Origin of the sequence: Candidatus Accumulibacter cognatus, from assembly GCF_000584975.1 — a bacterium.
Lineage (GTDB): Bacteria > Pseudomonadota > Gammaproteobacteria > Burkholderiales > Rhodocyclaceae > Accumulibacter > Accumulibacter cognatus.
The window spans coordinates 112,194-128,421 of sequence record NZ_JDST02000064.1; the positions used below are offsets into that span (position 1 = coordinate 112,194).

14 protein-coding genes, 1 tRNA gene and 1 pseudogene are annotated in these 16,228 nt (G+C 61.3%); 14 read left to right on the plus strand and 2 right to left on the minus strand.

What is annotated here, in order from left to right:
• Nucleotides 1–13 precede the first annotated feature (13 nt).
• Nucleotides 14–487, plus strand: coding sequence for a copper chaperone PCu(A)C (locus AW06_RS12870; protein ID WP_034950656.1), 474 nt, complete (start codon nt 14–16; stop codon nt 485–487).
• A 130-nt stretch (nt 488–617) separates the two neighbouring features.
• Here the strand turns inward: AW06_RS12870 and AW06_RS12875 are convergent, their stop codons facing one another.
• A complete protein-coding gene (locus AW06_RS12875) occupies nt 618–1,145 on the minus strand; it encodes an Hsp20/alpha crystallin family protein (protein WP_034950658.1) in 528 nt (175 codons plus the stop codon).
• Between the two features lie 396 nt (nt 1,146–1,541).
• Between AW06_RS12875 and AW06_RS12880 the strand changes: the two genes are divergently transcribed.
• The 7 genes from AW06_RS12880 (at nt 1,542) to AW06_RS12910 (ending at nt 9,225) form a co-directional block, all read left to right on the plus strand.
• Nucleotides 1,542–1,952, plus strand: a complete 411-nt coding sequence (locus AW06_RS12880) for a hypothetical protein (protein WP_034950660.1) — start codon at nt 1,542–1,544, stop codon at nt 1,950–1,952.
• Nucleotides 1,943–4,054, plus strand: a complete 2,112-nt coding sequence (locus AW06_RS12885) for a hypothetical protein (RefSeq protein ID WP_034950662.1) — start codon at nt 1,943–1,945, stop codon at nt 4,052–4,054. The genes AW06_RS12880 and AW06_RS12885 overlap by 10 nt, the downstream gene beginning before the upstream one ends.
• Nucleotides 4,047–4,337, plus strand: a complete 291-nt coding sequence (locus AW06_RS12890; RefSeq protein WP_273704661.1) for a DnaJ domain-containing protein — start codon at nt 4,047–4,049, stop codon at nt 4,335–4,337. Before AW06_RS12885 ends, AW06_RS12890 begins: the two co-directional genes overlap by 8 nt.
• Nucleotides 4,334–5,056: a nucleotide exchange factor GrpE gene (grpE, locus tag AW06_RS12895; RefSeq protein WP_034950663.1), complete on the plus strand. Its 723-nt coding sequence runs from the start codon at nt 4,334–4,336 to the stop codon at nt 5,054–5,056. The genes AW06_RS12890 and grpE overlap by 4 nt, the downstream gene beginning before the upstream one ends.
• Entirely contained in the window at nt 5,053–6,822 is a 1,770-nt protein-coding gene (locus AW06_RS12900) for an Hsp70 family protein (protein ID WP_034950665.1), read from the plus strand. The genes grpE and AW06_RS12900 overlap by 4 nt, the downstream gene beginning before the upstream one ends.
• Nucleotides 6,815–7,183: a hypothetical protein gene (locus AW06_RS12905; protein ID WP_034950669.1), complete on the plus strand. Its 369-nt coding sequence runs from the start codon at nt 6,815–6,817 to the stop codon at nt 7,181–7,183. The genes AW06_RS12900 and AW06_RS12905 overlap by 8 nt, the downstream gene beginning before the upstream one ends.
• A gap of 113 nt (nt 7,184–7,296) precedes the next feature.
• On the plus strand, nt 7,297–9,225 hold the full coding sequence (locus AW06_RS12910; RefSeq protein ID WP_034950672.1) for a diguanylate cyclase: 1,929 nt from the start codon (nt 7,297–7,299) through the stop codon (nt 9,223–9,225).
• A 15-nt stretch (nt 9,226–9,240) separates the two neighbouring features.
• Here the strand turns inward: AW06_RS12910 and rtcR are convergent, their stop codons facing one another.
• Nucleotides 9,241–10,830: an RNA repair transcriptional activator RtcR gene (gene rtcR, locus AW06_RS12915; protein WP_034950675.1), complete on the minus strand. Its 1,590-nt coding sequence runs from the start codon at nt 10,828–10,830 to the stop codon at nt 9,241–9,243.
• Between the two features lie 328 nt (nt 10,831–11,158).
• Here rtcR and AW06_RS12920 point away from each other — a divergent pair.
• The 6 genes and pseudogenes from AW06_RS12920 to AW06_RS20590 all read left to right on the plus strand — a co-directional run.
• A tRNA-Met gene (locus AW06_RS12920) sits at nt 11,159–11,230 on the plus strand.
• Nucleotides 11,231–11,497: 267 nt separating this feature from the next.
• Nucleotides 11,498–12,637, plus strand: a complete 1,140-nt coding sequence (locus tag AW06_RS12925) for a slipin family protein (protein ID WP_034950678.1) — start codon at nt 11,498–11,500, stop codon at nt 12,635–12,637.
• Nucleotides 12,638–12,721: 84 nt separating this feature from the next.
• Nucleotides 12,722–13,123 (plus strand): zinc-ribbon domain containing protein, encoded by a 402-nt coding sequence (locus tag AW06_RS12930; protein ID WP_046536199.1) that lies wholly within the window; start codon nt 12,722–12,724, stop codon nt 13,121–13,123.
• 13 nt (nt 13,124–13,136) lie between these two features.
• A complete protein-coding gene (locus AW06_RS12935; protein WP_034950680.1) occupies nt 13,137–14,354 on the plus strand; it encodes an RtcB family protein in 1,218 nt (405 codons plus the stop codon).
• A 34-nt stretch (nt 14,355–14,388) separates the two neighbouring features.
• Nucleotides 14,389–15,408: an RNA 3'-terminal phosphate cyclase gene (gene rtcA, locus AW06_RS12940; protein ID WP_273704662.1), complete on the plus strand. Its 1,020-nt coding sequence runs from the start codon at nt 14,389–14,391 to the stop codon at nt 15,406–15,408.
• 392 nt (nt 15,409–15,800) lie between these two features.
• Nucleotides 15,801–16,228: pseudogene (locus AW06_RS20590) on the plus strand (hypothetical protein); the annotation flags it as partial.

Genomic DNA, 16,228 nt, shown 5'->3' on the forward strand with positions numbered 1-16,228 from the left:
CAAGGAATCCGGCATGAAAACTACACCTACTGTCGTGACGCTGGCGATGCTGCTCAACTGCTCGTCGCTGGCCGCGCTCGCCGCTGATGTCGATATCAAGGATCCATGGGTTCGCGGAACGGTCAGCGGCCAGCAGGCGACCGGCGCCTTCATGGCCATCACCAGCAAGTCAGGAGCCGTGCTGGTCGGTGCTGCCAGCCCGGCGGCCGGCAGCACCGAAATCCATGAAATGAAGATGGATGGCGGCGTCATGAAAATGCGTGCCATCCCGCGCCTTGAGCTACCGGCTGGCAAACCAGTGCAGCTCGGACCCGGCGGCTACCACGTCATGCTCATCGACCTGAAACAGCCTCTCAAGAAGGGCGATATGGTGCCGCTGACACTGCAGGTCGAAAGCCGGGACAAGAAAGTCGAGGCCGTCGACGTCAGGGCCGAAGTGCGCGACCTGACTGCAAGCACGCCGCCAGCCAGCGAACGCAATCACTGAAACTGAGCGCCCCTGATCATTCAACACTGACGGGGGCTCTCAATGCGCTGTCCAAGAAGAGCCGCCATCAGCCCCTGCGCTGGTTGAGTTTGCAGGACGCCGACCTTGAACGCCTGTGCTCCCTGTTCCGCTAGTCGATCGGAACGCTTTTCCCTTTGGCTCCAGCGGTCTTCGGAAGCGTGACTTCGAGGACGCCGTCCTTGAACGCCGCTTTGGCCGCATCCGAGTCGACTTCGGCGGGTAACCATATCGAGCGGGAGAAAGCGCTCGAACTGATCTCGCGTCGCTTGTAATCGCCTTTTTCTTCCTCTGCTTCCTTATTGCTCTGGGCCTGAATGGTGATCGAATCCGCGGTGAGCGAGATCGAAATGTCCTCCTTCTTGACGCCCGGCAATTCCGCACGCACCAGAATTTCATTGGCGCGATCAATCAGATCGACCGCTGGTGCCCGCAGCTCGGCAAATTCAGGCCATTCGCGTTCGAAGGATCGCATCCAGCGGCCTGGGAAAAGACCTCCCATCATGCGATCCATGAAACGTTCCATCTGCTCAAAGCGATCTTCGAAACTCTTGAAAGGAGCGAGAGCGCCCCGCTGAACTGCCACAGCCTTTCCGCCCTTCTCTTCTTTCACTTCCGATTTGTTTTCCTTCTCGGTCATGACAATCTCCTTTGTGCACACTGCCCCATCGCTCGCCGACGGGAACAAACCGCACGCTTATCGGCTGGTCTACCCGGCAAGCTGTGAGTCAAACGACGAAAAACGACCTTCAACATCGCAAGAACTGTGCAACTCACGGGTTGCCCCCCTGGAAACGCGGCATTCTTGCAGCGAGCAAGCATCCTGCTTCGCTTTTTGATGTCTCCATAACAGAATAGTGGTGGAAACTCAGAAATCAAGTCTCGCAATTGTTGCCGATTTCCATGCGCTCGCTGGGGAAGCAGAAGGTCTGGTTGGCCAATATGAGAATGGCTGCTGACGAATTCTTACCGACAGGGAAGCGGATTATTTCATGTAGAATCTAAGTTTGATTTATTGCGGGTAAGTCTCTCGATCATGTCGCGCAAGCATCGACCAGCGCTGTCGCGTCCTGCGCCAGCGGGCACTCCCGTATCCCCCGAAGCACATGCCAGACAGGTTCTCGACGCGGGCCGCTATCGTGAGGCGATCGAACTCTACAAGAACCTGCTCAAGCAAGAACGTCGATCCGAATGGCTTGACGGCTTGGCGGCGAGCTACGCCGGTCGGGCCAAGGAGCTGGCAAGCAAGAGCATGCTGCAGGAGGCGCTGGTGATCTGGCGCAACCGCTCCACGCTGTGTGGCAAATCGCTGGTCGAGGGCCCCTACCTCGACTGGTTACTGCGTACCGGCGCACATGACGCGGCACTGCGTCTGCTGACGCCGACAGGCGATGCCGTGGCAACCGTCGCGCCGACCTGGAAACCCGTCTGGCGGCGGTGGCGCTGACCGCGCCCGACAGCGCCCTCGCTCAGCTCGCCGCCGACAGTCCGCTGCGCCGTCATCGTGCGGCAGCACAGGCAGCCATTGCCGCCTGCTGCCGGGGTGATCTGGCCGACCTGGACGAGCAATTGCGCGGTATTCCCTTTCGCTCTCCATATCGTGATCTGCGCTTCATCCTCAAGGCACTGCTACTAATCGGCAATGACGCTGCCCAGGCGGCCGGCCTGATCGCCCGAGTGACTGTCGACGGCCCCTTCGAGAAACTGGCCGCGGTCGTTCGTGCCGGCGTCCTGCCGGGCAAGGGCTGGCTGTTGGCTCTGCTCGATCTCGACGAGGAGGGCCGGTACTTGTTGCTGGAAATCAAGGGTTGCCCGGAGAATCGGCGCCCGCTGTTGCTCGAAGTGGCCGCACTGGCCAGGAATGGCGTACCTCCGACGCCGACCGGGGTCGTCGACCTACTGCTGCGCCGCAGCCGCGGCCTACCGGCAACGGCAGCCAGGCTTTGTCGCCGCCTGCTGCCTTACGCGGAAAAACGTCTTGCTGAGTACCGGAATGCTTTTGGTCCACTGGGCGAAGCAGAGAGCGAGCGCATCCTGGCTCTCGCCGCCCAATGCCGGGGTGCAATCAATCACAGCGAATCGCACTGGTTGCACGCTGTCCGCCTGTTTTCGACGGAGGAAGCGCCGCTGCAGGCGGCCTTGATCCTTCGCCATCTCTTTGATCTGATCGTCGGCGACAAGGATGCTTCGGACTATGATGACGAGTGCACCTCCTGGCTCGAACGCAGCCTGGAACTCGACCCGGACGACCGCGCCACGCACCTGAAGCTGATCCGCCTGCACCGCCAGGGACGGAATATGAAAGCAGCGCGTGCGTCTGTCGAGACGGCGCTGGCGCGCTTTGCCAACGACCCGGCAGTATTGCTCGAAGCCGTCGAAACGGCACTGGCCGGCAATGCCTTCAAGAAAGCGGTGACGCTCGCCAAACGTCTGCTCGATCTCGATCCGATCAATTCGAAGGTGCGGGCGCTGATCGGTCGAGCGCACCTGTCGCATGCCCGAAAACAGATTCGGCTGCACCGACCGGAAGCGGCCGGCAAGGAACTCGACCTCGCCGACGTATGGCTCGCTACCGCAAATGAACGCAGCGTTAGCAAGCTGTTGCGCGGGCTGAGCGCCGACGATGCGCGAGCGACCGTGCTGTTGCGTGAAGCCGTCGGCGAACTGGGAGGCAGGCTGCTCGCTGCCTGGCACGTTCTGCTCGAAAGCATCCGGGTCGGCAGCCAGCCGGCCGGAGAACTGCGCCGGGCAGCGCTTGACCTGTCGGGAATGCCCATGCCTCGAGAAGTGCTGACCGTCATGCACGCCATCAACGCACTGGGCGACAACGAGTCGAAGGCACTGCGGACCGTTCTCGACACCCTGCGGGCGCTGCTGAAACGCGCGGCTGCTGGCGAGTTCAGTGAATCCGAACGGATCTCGATCTGCGAGACGCTGTTGAGACGGGAAGAGCGGGCACTTCTGCAGGCCTACGCCGATGCCGGTTTGCGGCGCTGGCCCGAGCGGCCGCTTTTTGTCTATCTGGCGACCTTTGCCAAACACGGCCAAGGTGCTTTTTTCGCGATGTCGGAGCGCGAGCGACAGGCCCTGGAAGGTGCGCTGAAGAAGGCCCTGGAGGACGGCGACCAACGGACGGTGCTGCGGATCCGCGATCTGATGGGGCCGCCAGGCTATTTCAGTGGCGAGGATTCGGATGACTTCGACGACGACGATGACTTCGGCGATTTAGTTGACGATTTGCCTGCGAATCCACGGGAGGTGTTCAATCTTTTGATGTCGATGGGGGGACCCAACGAAGTGATCCGCATGGCCCGCGAGATCCTCCCCGACAGCAAGTTTCGTCCGCTCGAGCATGCTGCCGGCGGCAACCGGAAAAAGCTGGCCGAAATGTTGATCGAACTGCTGGCCGAAAGCCTTGCAAACCTCGATCTGCCTTCTTTCACCGCTTCCCCGTCGGGCGGGCTGCCGGAGCCGAAGCCGAGGCCTCGCTCGACCGCGCCAAAACAACGCGTTCAGGACGATCGACAGAAAGGGCTGTTCGATGATTGACCCCTACCGCATTCTTGGCGTCGACCTGACGGCGGCTGACGAGACGATTCGTGCCGCTTACCTGGCGGCGATTCGCGAATCGCCCCCGGAACGTGACCGCGAGCGCTTCGAGAGCGTACGCACGGCCTATGAGGCGATCTGCAACCATCGTCGGCGGCTGGCGCACGCGCTGTTCGACTGTTCCCTGCCAACCATCGATGATTTGTTGAGCGCCGTCAGCAGCGATTTTGTCCCGCAGCCACCCACCGAACGGCGGCTGCTGCGGTTACTGGGAGCGAAATGAACTCGCCGGTGATCGTCCTCGACCCCGAGGAAAGAGCGCGTCTGGTAGACGATTTCCGCGCCGCTCTCGAGCGTGCGGCCAGGCAGTGCGAGTGCGAACCGGCGGGTGAGCCGGATGACCAGGCCGCCGGCGATACAGAGACCTCGGTTGACCTGGCCACCCTGCTCAGCGAGATGGCCGTTCTGAAGAGCGAATTGCGGCTGCAATCTCGCCAGTTCAAGAATACCCTTGATGAATTAAGAGGTTTTGGCAACGACCTGCGTCAACACGGCGAGCGCCTGCAGCGTGATCTCGAACGAGCACGGGAGCAGGCAGCATCGATCCAGGGGCAGACCGAGCGGCAATTTCTGCTGGCCCTGCTGGACCTGCGCGATCGCCTGCAAAGCGGAGTCGACGCCGCCGGAAAGCCACCGTCGTCGTTTCTGACGCGTCTGGTGCCCGGACCGACGCGTTTCGCGGCGAGCCTGGCGGAGGGCCAGCGGCTGACCCTGCAGCGCCTCGACGACCTGCTCGCCAGCCATCGGGTGCGGCCGCTGCCAGTGCTCGGCGAGATCCTCGATCCGCAACGAATGCGGGTGGTCGGCGTCGAGGCCGCTAGCAGTTCGTCAAGCGTGCCGGATGGCACCATCCTGCGCGAGGTCAGGCGCGGATTTCTCCATAATGGCGAGCTGTTGCGTGTCGCCGAAGTCATTGTCAGCAAGAAAGCAACCAACCCATGACGGAAATCATTGTCGGTATCGATCTCGGTACGACCAATTCAGAAGTGGCAATCGTCCGTGAAGGACGTGTCGAGGTCATTCCGGTGGTACCCGGTGTACGCATTCTGCCCTCGCTGGTGGGGGTTGCCGACGACGGCAGCCTGCTGGTCGGCGAGGCGGCGCGCAATCAGTATGCGCTGCACCCCGAGCGCAGCGTACGTTCGATCAAGCGTCGAATGGGTGAGTTCGCCTCGGTGCAGATGGCCGGCAAGGATTACAGCCCGCAGGAAATCTCGGCGATGATCCTGCGCCGACTGCGGGACATCGCCGAGGCGCACCTGGGTGAGCCCGTGGGCAAGGTGGTAATTACCGTGCCCGCCTATTTCTCCGATGCCCAACGTCAGGCGACGCGCGAAGCCGGCGAAATCGCCGGTCTGGAGGTGGTACGCATCATCAACGAGCCGACAGCAGCGGCGCTGGCCTATGAAAGCTGCCACAGCGGCGCGCGCAAGGCGCTGGTCTATGACCTCGGCGGTGGCACCTTCGATGTCTCGGTCGTTAACCTGGAGAGCGATGTCGTTGAAGTGCTGTCCAGTCACGGCAACAATCATCTGGGTGGCGACGATTTCGACCAGAAACTGATCAGCTTCGCGACCGATCATCTGCGCGAGCGGCACGACATCGATGTCGGACAGCATCCGCTGGCCATGGCTCGCCTGCAGCACGCTGCGGAAGCGGCCAAGATCATCCTTTCCAGCGAACCTTACGCCACGCTCTCGGAAGAGTACCTGCTCGAGAAGGATGGAGTGCCGATCCACCTGTCGGTCGAAGTTTCGCGCAACGAATACGAGGAGATGATCGAGCCCTATATCGCCGAAACCCTCGACGCCGTGCATATCGCCTTGAGTGGCGCCGGACTGACGGTCGCCGACATCAACGAAATCCTGCTCGTCGGTGGGGCGACGCGGACACCGCTCGTCCAGCGCCGCCTTGAGCAGGAACTCGGGATGCAGCCGCGCGCCGAGGTCGATCCCGATCTCTGTGTCGCAATGGGCGCCGCCATCCAGGCAGCCGTCATCGCCGGCGGCCAGGCCCCGACGGTGCTCATCGATGTCACGCCCTACACCTTCGGTACCAGCGCTCTCGAGTATTTCAATGGTCAAATGTACCCCTTCTGCTTCGTGCCGCTGATTCGCAAGAACACACCGATTCCGGTCTCAAGGAGCGAGGGCTTCTGCACCATTTTCGACGGTCAGAGCAAGGTCGACATCCACGTCTACCAGGGCGAGGACCCGGACGCGCTGAACAACATCGAGATCGGGCGATTCACCATCGAGGGCTTGCGCGATGCGCCGGCCGGCAACCCGCTGGTCACCACCTTTTCGCTCGATGTCAACGGTATCCTGGAGGTGACTTCACGCGAGAAGGAAACCGGCCTGGTGCATTCGATTACCATCGACAATGCCATCAGCCGCTTCACCGGCGACAAGCTGGCGGAAGCACGGGAACGCATCGATGGCCTGTTTGGCGAGCAGGAAGGCGCCGACAGGCAGCCCGTCGCGACTACCACCGAGGCTTCACCTTCAGACGACCGCAGGCGCCTGCGCGTCGAAGCCGGCGCCCTGATCGAAAAGGCCGAGCGACTGCTGGCCAGGGCGGGTACGGAAGATGCCGAGGATCTGGTGAATGGCATAGAAGTTGTCAAAAACCAAACCGAGGGATCGGACGCCGACCTGAAAGTGGCGATGGATGCGCTTGCCGACCTCCTGTATTACCTCGATGTCTGAACTGCTCGATCGCTGTCCGGCGTGTCGGGCGCGCCTGGCCGAAGCGGCCGTCTGTCCGCGTTGCGGCTGCGATTTTTCGCTCGTCCGGCAGGCGATGGGGCAAGCGGCGCGCCTGCTCGAACAGGCGCTCTGTTCGCTCGCCATCGGCGACCGCGTTGCAGCCCGTCGCCAGGTCGGGGCCTCGCTGGCCTTGCACCGGTGGCGACTTGCAGAGGCCATCAGAAGCTTCCTCGACACGGCCGCCGACACCGACCCGACCGCAAGCGGGCCCGCGCAACCCCCTGGCCTGCTCGCGGCAGACCTTCAGGGAGCAAGCGATCCGACCAGCATCCGGGAAGAAGATGCCTATCTCCCCGCATGACCCGGAACCCATGCACAGGCCATTCGCTGCCTGAAATCGATTCCTTGCACGGCAAGGCTGATAGACTACATGCCGCTCGGGAACGAGAAACCAGCCACCATCAGCAGGAACACATGAGCAAGATCGAACAATTGCGGATCAGCGGCCAACTTCCCAGCCCGAAAGGGGTGGCGTTGGCGATCATGGAGATCTGTAGGCGCGAGGATGCGACTATTGACGAGGTGGCCCGGGTAGTTCAGGGCGACCCTGCGCTCTCCAGCCGCCTGTTGCGTCTCGCCAATGCTTCATCGGCTGGTACTCGGCCCTTGGTCTCGGTCAGGGAAACCGTGATGCGCCTGGGCATGACGACCGTCCGCCAACTGGCCATGGGCTTTTCTCTGGTCGACCAGTATCTGCAGGGACAGTGCGCCGCCTTTGATTATCCGGCTTTCTGGTCCCACTCCCTGTTCATGGCGGTGGCCAGCCAGGAGTTGGGCCGGATGGTACGGCTTGCTTCACCTGACGAACTGTTTGCCTGTGGTCTGTTGGCGCAGATCGGCCGTCTGGCGCTGGCCACCCTCTACCCCGCCGACTATGCGACGGTACTGGCCGAGCAGAGCCATGGTGCAGTACTCCTGGAACTGGAGCGCAGGCGTCTTGGAGCAGATCACACCGAATTCACTACCGCCATCCTCGCTGATTGCGGCATTCCTAAAGCCCTTGCCGAGCCTGTCTATTACCACGAGTTTCCGCAGACCTCCGGCTTTTCCGAGGGTTCCCGGCCTGATCAGTTGACCCATCTGTTCTTCCAGGCACGACGAATGGCGGACCTCGGTCGCTCACCCGAGTCGGAGCGCCATGGCAACATTGTCGAGCTGATGCTGCTGGGTGGCAAGGCCGGTCTGGATGTGACGGCCATGGGCGAAGTATTCGACCGTGTGGTTCACCAGTGGCAAGCATGGACCGATCTGCTGAAGGTGCCTACCGCCCAGCTCCCTGCGTTTAGCGCCATGGCCAATGCTCCGGTTCCCCGCCCGGAGCAGGAATCAAAGACGGAGCACAGCCGTAAGCGGGTCTTGCTGGTAGAGGACGACCCCACGACCCTGATGATGACGGAGGGTTTGCTGAGCCACCTTCTCGGTTGCCGGGTCCACACCGCCGAAAATGGCGAGGATGGTCTGGCCCTGGCTCTGGAAGTCATGCCCCAGATCGTCATCACCGACTGGCACATGCCGGTCATGGACGGGGTCGAGTTCTGCCGCGCCCTGCGTGCCACCGAATGGGGACAGTCCATGTATGTGATCATGCTGACCGGCGAAGAGAACGAAAGCAAGATCATCGAGGCTTTCGAAGCGGGGGTCGACGATTACGTGACCAAACCGGTGCATGTCCGAGCCTTGAGCGCCCGAATGAGGGCGGCCCTGCATTACGTGAAGCTGCTCGAGGCCTGGGAGAAGGATCGGACACAGCTCAAGCAGTTTACGGCAGAGCTGGCGATCAGTAACCGGCGGCTGGAACATGCCGCGATGACCGACCCGCTGACCGAGCTACCCAATCGAAGGGCCGGCATGGAGTTGCTGAGCCGCTTCTGGAGTGCCTCCCAGCGCACGGGCCAACCGGTGGCAGCCCTCATGATCGATGTTGATTTCTTCAAGTCCATCAATGACCGATATGGTCACGCGATGGGTGATCGGGTCTTGCGGGAGGTGGCCAAGGCCATCCAGTCTGCAGCCCGCAAGGACGATAGTGTCAGCCGGATCGGCGGGGAGGAGTTCCTGGTGGTCTGTCACGATGCCGACCCCCGAGCGGCCCTGCTGGCTGCCGAGCGTCTACGGCGGATGGTCAAGGCGATGCAGATCCACATCGCTGGTATGGAGATCAAGATCTCGGTGAGCATCGGCGTGGCCAACCGGGAGAACGGCATGGACAATGAGGATGACCTGCTCCGGGCTGCAGACAAAGCCCTCTACGCCGCCAAGAAAGCCGGTCGGGACCGGGTTTGCCTGTTCGCCAACGGCAAGTCTCTCTGCACCGCCTGCACCAATGGTCAGCGCCAGGCGTGAAAGAGTCCGCCGAGATCATTGGTGATTTACGGCCGTCCAGTCGAGGCCGAAGCGTGACAGGTATTTGCGCAGCCGGTCAGCGTCGTTGGCCGTTTTCTTGTCCAAGCGGGATACGGCGAAAAGCTGTCGACCGGCATCCGAAAGGCTTGCCGCTTGCCGGCAAACAGCTATCACCGCGTTAAGCTGGCAGCGATCGAAGAGGTCGAGTTGCTCGGCCTGTTCGCCCAGGATAGCAGCGACCGCATCGGCCGGCCGGCGGCTGACCCAGCTGTGGCCAAGCCGCTCGATCTCCTCGATAACCAGCGCCTCGGTGATCCGTCCCGCTTCGGCCAGAGTCGCCATGCGCGTGACCGATGCCGAGAGTTCACGGAAATTGCCGCTCCAGACAGCGTCCGCCGAGCTGGCAAAGGCCAGATAGCGGCGGCGGGCTTCGACGTTGAAGCGCACGAGCTGATCATGGTCACGCGCATAACGTTCCAGCTCGTAATCGAGATTGGGCTCGATGTCCTCGGGCCGTTGAGCCAGGCCGGGCAGGTCGAAGGTCCACAGGTTGATGCGCGCATACAGGTCTTCGCGGAAATGCCCCTCGGCAACCCAATGGCGCAGGTCGCGATGGGTGCCGGCGATGAGCTGGAAGTCGCTCGTTACTTCCTGGTCGCCACCGAAGGGGAAGAAGCGCTTTTCCTCGATCGCCTTGAGTAGCATTGCCTGCTCGTCCAGTCCGAGTTCGCCGATTTCGTCTAGAAACAGCAATCCGCCATCGGCCGCTCGAAGGAGCCCGGGGCGTTCATTTTGCGCCCCCGTGAAGGCTCCCTTGACGTGGCCGAAAAGGCTGGACATGGCCGAATCGCCGCGCAAGGTCGCGCAGTTCACCTCGATGAAACGTCCGGCCAGACGCTGCTTCTGTCGCTTGAGTTCGTACACCCGGCGGGCGAGAAACGATTTGCCCGCACCGGTGGGGCCGATCAGCAGCATTGGCGACTTCGAGCGCCCCGCTACCCGTTCGATCTGCTCGATCATGCGGTTGAAACTGGCGTTGCGCGTGGCAATCCCGGATTTCAGGAAGCTCACCGTGTCGGCGCGCTCGCGCTGAAAGCGCTGCGCAATCTTGTTGTAGCGCGACAGGTCCAGATCGATGATCTCGTAGCTTCCGGCAGTATTCGCCACCTCCTTCTTGCGTGCCGGTGAGGTCTGCAGGAGTCGGGCCGGCAAATAGCGCGCTTCGGCCAGCAGGAACCAGCAGATCTGTGCGACATGGGTTCCTGTCGTGATGTGCAGCAGGTAATCCTCGTTCTCGGGGTCGAACGGGTAAGCGCGCGCGAAGTCGTGCAGCGTCGTGTAGACTTCCTCGAAATCCCAGGGGTCGCGCAGCTCGATCTCGACGCGGCAGACTTCGGTTTCGGGCGATATCGACTGGATGTCCGCCTGCACACTCTCGGCCAGCCCGCGGCTGCGTGCATCATGCAGCAACTCCAGACGATGAACGATCAGCTCCTCCTGCTGGCAGAGGGCGACCGTCGGCCGCCACTTCTCCCATCGTGCGCTACCCTTGCCACCGTAATCGAGTTGCGTACCGAGAAAACCGATGACGACGCTCCTCTTCATGTTGACTATCCTTAAAGATAAATATCGATTCCATATTCTAATAAAAGCCGCCCACTCCTGTTTTCACGGAAGCCGCAAATATCCTGGAGATCTCGCCAGATCAATGGCTTGAATGCAATGCCGCGGTTCTCCGAGAGGTTGGCACGAATTTCGCTGTGGAAGAGCTGTCGCAACATCGCTGCACGCCCACGGGCAGGGGATCAAAACCCCGCCGGTGCGCAGAGACCGGATTCCGGTCTGTCGTTTCTGTGCATGCCGCCACAGCGGGAAGGCGATAACGGGCGATCTCGTCGGGAGCTCGTCGGGTTCGATTCCCGGGTCGCCCCCATTGGATAGCTCAATCGGTTAGAGAAACTGACTCATCCTCAGTGTGTCGCGGGTTCGATTCCCGCTCCAAACTGTCTTTCCACGACAGCGTAAGCTAGCAGTACCCGTCGGTCGCGGGATGCGCAAGCTCCCGCTGCCGGTCCGGTCGGCGACTGTCCCGCACTGGCGGCACGGTGAGCAGGCGACGAAGCAGGAATGTCAGCCCTCCCCCGCGTGCCTCGGCACCAAGGGAGAAGCGCTGACTCCGGCAGGCCGCCACTCGCTTCCCCGCGAGTGCCGGGCAATCGGCCCAGCGGACCGGCATTGACCGGCAACAGAACAACAGCAAAGGAGAATGAACATGTTGAAGCGTTTCGTCGTGTTGAAGAGTGAACGGGCTGCCTTGTTCAAGGAAGGTGATTTCGAACGCATTCTCAGCGCTGGCCGTTACTACTTCTTCGACCCTGTGAACCGGCTCTCGGTCCAGAGCTGGAAGCTCGACGCTCCCATGCGCGACATCACGCTGGTCGACTACCTGCTTCAGCATCAGCCGCAGACCGTTGCGGAACATTTCGTCTGCATGGAACTGGGTGAGGACGAGGCAGGATTGCGCTATGAGAACAAGATCCTGGTCGAAGTGCTGGCGCCTGGGTCACGACGCATTTTCTGGAAGGGCCTGGCCGAGCATAGACTGGAAAAAGTCGATCTGCAGCAAGGCTATGAAGTCGGACCGCAACTGGCAGCGCACTTCCTGCAGCCGAGCCTGCGGGCGCACGCGGTGAGCGGCCTGGCCGGCCTGCTAATCGCGCAGGTGCCTGCCTACCACGTCGGCATTCTGCGCGTCGACGGCAAGGTGCAGCGATTGATGTCACCCGGCGTCGAGGTATTCTGGCGCTTCAACCGCGAAGTGCTGGTTGAACTCGTCGATATGCGTCTGCAGAACATGGAAGTGTCGGGCCAGGAAATTCTGAGCAGCGACAAGGTCGGCCTGCGCCTCAACCTTGCGGCTACCTGGCGCTATACCGACGTGCTGCTGGCGCACGAAAAGCTGGCAAAGCCAGTCGAACACCTGTATCGAGAACTGCAGTTCGGCTTGCGGGCCGCGGTGGGAACACGATCGCTCGACGAGCTGCTGGAAAACAAGCAGATCATCGACGAAGCAGTCAGCGCGCACGTGGCGCGCAAGCTGAACGGCTTCGGGATCGAGGTGAGCAGCATCGGCGTCAAGGACATCGTTCTGCCCGGCGAAATGAAGACCATTCTTGCCAAGGTGGTCGAAGCCGGAAAGCTGGCTGAGGCGAACGTCATTCGTCGCCGTGAGGAAACCGCGGCAACACGTTCGCTGCTCAATACCGCGAAAGTGATGGAAGGAAACCCGGTCGCGCTGCGTCTGAAGGAGCTGGAAACCCTGGAACGTGTGGCGGAACGAATCGACCGCATTTCGGTGTTTGGTGGCCTGGATCAGGTGTTGAGCGGACTGGTGAACATCAAGGGCGCGTGAGTCGCTTACCCTCTCGTGCGATGTAGGGAGAGAGCGAGCGGTGAAAACCTGAAAATGCGGTAATCAGAAAGTGTAGGTGAAATCATGAAAAGTGGAAAACAGCGCAAGCTGGAAATCAAGAGTGCCCGGTTACGGCGTACGACGCGCATTCAGAGCAGCCCCTCGCCACTGTCGGTTGACGTCTACTCTTCGGGCATCGTGTGGTGTGATACGACCCGCCTGGCTCGCCGCATCAGCTACGGGGCGCCTGCGTTCATCGAACGCGGTTATTACGTGGACATTGCTTTCCGGTGCAGGGATTGCGGCGTCGAGTGCGTCTGGACCGCAACGCAGCAAAAGTGGTGGTACGAAGTTGCCCAGGGCAATGTTGAAACGACCGCGGTACGATGCAGGCCTTGTCGTATCAAGGAACGCGAACGCAAGTCACAGGCCCGCCGTATGCAACAGGAAGGCCTGCAGAAGAAGCAGGCCGCCGACGATCAGTGAAAGAATTACGGAAATGGACTATCAACTCCTCGAAGTCGAAAACGGCAAACCGATCAAGATGTGGACGCAAGACGTTCCGGTTGAGGACGAAGCCCGCAAGCAGTTGATCGACACCGCCAGAATGCCCTTCATCTATCGGCACCTGGCGGTGATGCCAGATGTACACCTGGGCAAGGGTTCGACGATCGGCAGCGTCATCCCGACGCAGGGTGCGATCATCCCGGCTGCCGTCGGTGTCGATATCGGCTGCGGCATGATGGCCGCGTGCACGACGCTGCTGGCGACCGATTTGCCGGACAATCTGCAGGCGCTGCGTACGGCCATTGAGCGCGCCGTGCCGCACGGGCGAACGATGGGCCGGGGCCGGCGCGACGAAGGGTCATGGGATACGCCACCGGCAAGTGTCGATGCCATGTGGGCTGGTTTGATCGAAGGCTTTACACGCATCACCGACCGGCATCCTTGTCTCAAGAACACCAACAACCACAAGCACCTCGGCACGCTTGGTACCGGCAACCACTTCATCGAAGTCTGTCTCGACGAAGCGGATCGCGTCTGGTTCATGCTGCATTCCGGTTCGCGCGGCGTCGGTAATGCCATCGGTAGCCACTTCATCAAACTGGCACAGAAGGATATGCAGCAGCACATCTCCCATCTGCCGAATCGTGACCTCGCCTATTTTGAGGAGGGAAGCCAGCACTTCAACGAATACGTCGAAGCTGTCGGCTGGGCGCAGGATTTTGCGCGGCGAAATCGTCTGCTGATGATGCAGAACGTCATTGCGGCTACGCGTGGCGTGATTGCCAAACCGTTTGGCGCCAGCGTCGAGGCCGTAAACTGCCACCACAACTACGTCCAGCGCGAGACTCACTTTGGTGCGGAAGTATTGGTCACCCGCAAGGGGGCGGTCTCGGCACAGAAAGGCGAACTCGGCATCATTCCGGGTTCGATGGGCGCCAAGAGTTTCATCGTGCGCGGCCTGGGCAACAAGGAATCGTTTTGCTCCTGCAGTCACGGCGCCGGACGAACAATGAGCCGGAACGAAGCCCGACGCCGCTTCACCGTTGCCGACCAGGAGCGCGCCACCGCCCACGTCGAGTGCCGGAAGGATGCCGATGTGATCGATGAAATCCCGATGGCCTACAAGGATATCGATGCGGTGATGCACGCGCAGCGCGAACTCGTGGAGGTGGTACATACTCTGCGCCAGGTGGTGTGCGTCAAGGGTTGAGAGTTACTTTCTGGAACAAGAAGAAAGAATGAAGATGATTGAACTCGACGGATCGCACGGAGAAGGCGGCGGGCAAATTCTGCGTACCGCACTGACCTTGTCGATGATTACCGGAATACCGTTTCGCATCGAGCGAATTCGTGCAAGGCGCAGCAAGCCTGGCTTGTTGCGGCAGCATCTGACGGCGGTGAATGCCGCCGCGCAGATCTGCGGCGCACAGGTACAGGGGGCGGCACCGGGTTCACAAGCCCTGAGCTTTGTCCCTGGCAAGATTCGCGGTGACGACTACCGCTTTGCCATTGGCACGGCCGGTAGCTGCACCTTGGTACTGCAGACCTTGTTGCCGGCGCTGTGGTTCGCCGATGCACCGAGCACGCTGCGGATCAGCGGCGGAACCCACAATCCAGCGGCACCGCCACTCGATTTTCTGAGCCGTAGCTGGCTGCCGCTGCTCCTGCGCATGGGTGTGGAGATGGCCATCGAGCTGCTACGCCACGGCTTTTATCCGGCAGGCGGCGGTGAGCTGTACGCCAGGGTATGTCCGGTCTCGGCCCTGCAGTCCTTCGAGTTGCTGGAGCGTGGCGAGCTGCGCGCAGCGCGGGCGACGGCCATCGTCGCGGGGGTGCCCGTTGAGGTGGCCAAACGCGAGCTGGCGGAACTGGACTTGCAGCTCGGCGGGGTGCTGGGGGAATTGCAGCAGGAACTGCGTGCCCTGCCTTCGCGCGAGGGGCCAGGAAATGCTTTACTGGTTGAGCTGCAATACAGAGAAATCACCGAACTGTTCACTGCCTTTGGCGAAAAGGGTTTGCCGGCTGAAGTGGTGGCCAACCGTGTGGCGAAGCTCGCCCGGCATTTTCATGACAGCACTGCAGTGGTGGGCGAGCATCTGGCAGATCAGCTGGTCCTGCCGCTGGCACTCGCCGGTGCCGGGTCCTTCACCACGGTGAGGGTGTCTTCGCATCTGCAGACCAATGTGGAAGTGATCGGCAAGTTCCTGCCTGTCGAGTTTGTGCTCACCGAAACGGCAGGCGCGCACAGAATCTCGCTGCTTTGAACCATGCGCCCGCGGGCACCAGCGGGCCAGGCCCCCGGGCGCTTGCCGCATGCCATCAGACGGCCAGTTCATAGACCTGCTGCGCGCACACGATGTCGAAACCCGGCGCCCGGACATCAAAAGGCGGCGAGCGCTTCCATTCGGAATGTGCCTTTATTTAACGGATATGCGCGCCAGGGGAGCGATTGCCTGCCCGAGTGCGCAGCCTCATCGCCAACGGTTAAGCAGTTGGCGACCAAGCGGGCACCATGCGGGTGCTGGGCAGCACTGTGGAAAGCAAGCTCAACCTGTAATAGTCGAGCGCAACTTCCGTACCCTGAAAACCACCTTCCTGAAAACTCACCCGATCTTCCTTCCCGTGCAAGGCCGAGCGGACCAAGGCGCATGCCTTCGTGGCAATGCTCGCCATGAAGATCACGCGGCGGTTTGAAACCGATCTGTACCGGACCTTCGGCAGCACCGAAGACGACCCCGCCGCCATCACTCCGGACGACGCCTTGGTGGCGCTCGGACGATTGACCTATCTCTTCAGCACCGGCCGTAACGGTCAGCGTCACCCGCATTCGCCACACCCGGAAGATCAACAGGCCCAAATCCTCGAGTTCATCGGCCTGTTCTTCCCGCTCAAGGAAAAAGCCGACAAGCTACGCCGCGTAGGCAGGCGCCGATTTCACGGAATTGGATATTTTTTACTAGCAGCCTGTCGGACTTTACCCTTGCCGCCCGCTGAATATGCTACAATCATAGCCGTTCCAGGACCGGAGGTCCGGCATGTCCCAATTCATCGTCACCGATCGCAAGACCGACTACCTGCTGCCGC

Bases quoted from the DNA above. Each gene is read 5' to 3' on its own strand.
- AW06_RS12870 (WP_034950656.1), top strand. From the start codon at position 14: ATGAAAACTACACCTACTGTCGTGACGCTGGCGATGCTGCTCAACTGC.
- AW06_RS12875 (WP_034950658.1), bottom strand. From the start codon at position 1,145: ATGACCGAGAAGGAAAACAAATCGGAAGTGAAAGAAGAGAAGGGCGGA.
- AW06_RS12880 (WP_034950660.1), top strand. From the start codon at position 1,542: ATGTCGCGCAAGCATCGACCAGCGCTGTCGCGTCCTGCGCCAGCGGGC.
- AW06_RS12890 (WP_273704661.1), top strand. From the start codon at position 4,047: ATGATTGACCCCTACCGCATTCTTGGCGTCGACCTGACGGCGGCTGAC.
- grpE (WP_034950663.1), top strand. From the start codon at position 4,334: ATGAACTCGCCGGTGATCGTCCTCGACCCCGAGGAAAGAGCGCGTCTG.
- AW06_RS12900 (WP_034950665.1), top strand. From the start codon at position 5,053: ATGACGGAAATCATTGTCGGTATCGATCTCGGTACGACCAATTCAGAA.
- AW06_RS12905 (WP_034950669.1), top strand. From the start codon at position 6,815: ATGTCTGAACTGCTCGATCGCTGTCCGGCGTGTCGGGCGCGCCTGGCC.
- AW06_RS12910 (WP_034950672.1), top strand. From the start codon at position 7,297: ATGAGCAAGATCGAACAATTGCGGATCAGCGGCCAACTTCCCAGCCCG.
- rtcR (WP_034950675.1), bottom strand. From the start codon at position 10,830: ATGAAGAGGAGCGTCGTCATCGGTTTTCTCGGTACGCAACTCGATTAC.
- AW06_RS12925 (WP_034950678.1), top strand. From the start codon at position 11,498: ATGTTGAAGCGTTTCGTCGTGTTGAAGAGTGAACGGGCTGCCTTGTTC.
- AW06_RS12930 (WP_046536199.1), top strand. From the start codon at position 12,722: ATGAAAAGTGGAAAACAGCGCAAGCTGGAAATCAAGAGTGCCCGGTTA.
- AW06_RS12935 (WP_034950680.1), top strand. From the start codon at position 13,137: ATGGACTATCAACTCCTCGAAGTCGAAAACGGCAAACCGATCAAGATG.
- rtcA (WP_273704662.1), top strand. From the start codon at position 14,389: ATGATTGAACTCGACGGATCGCACGGAGAAGGCGGCGGGCAAATTCTG.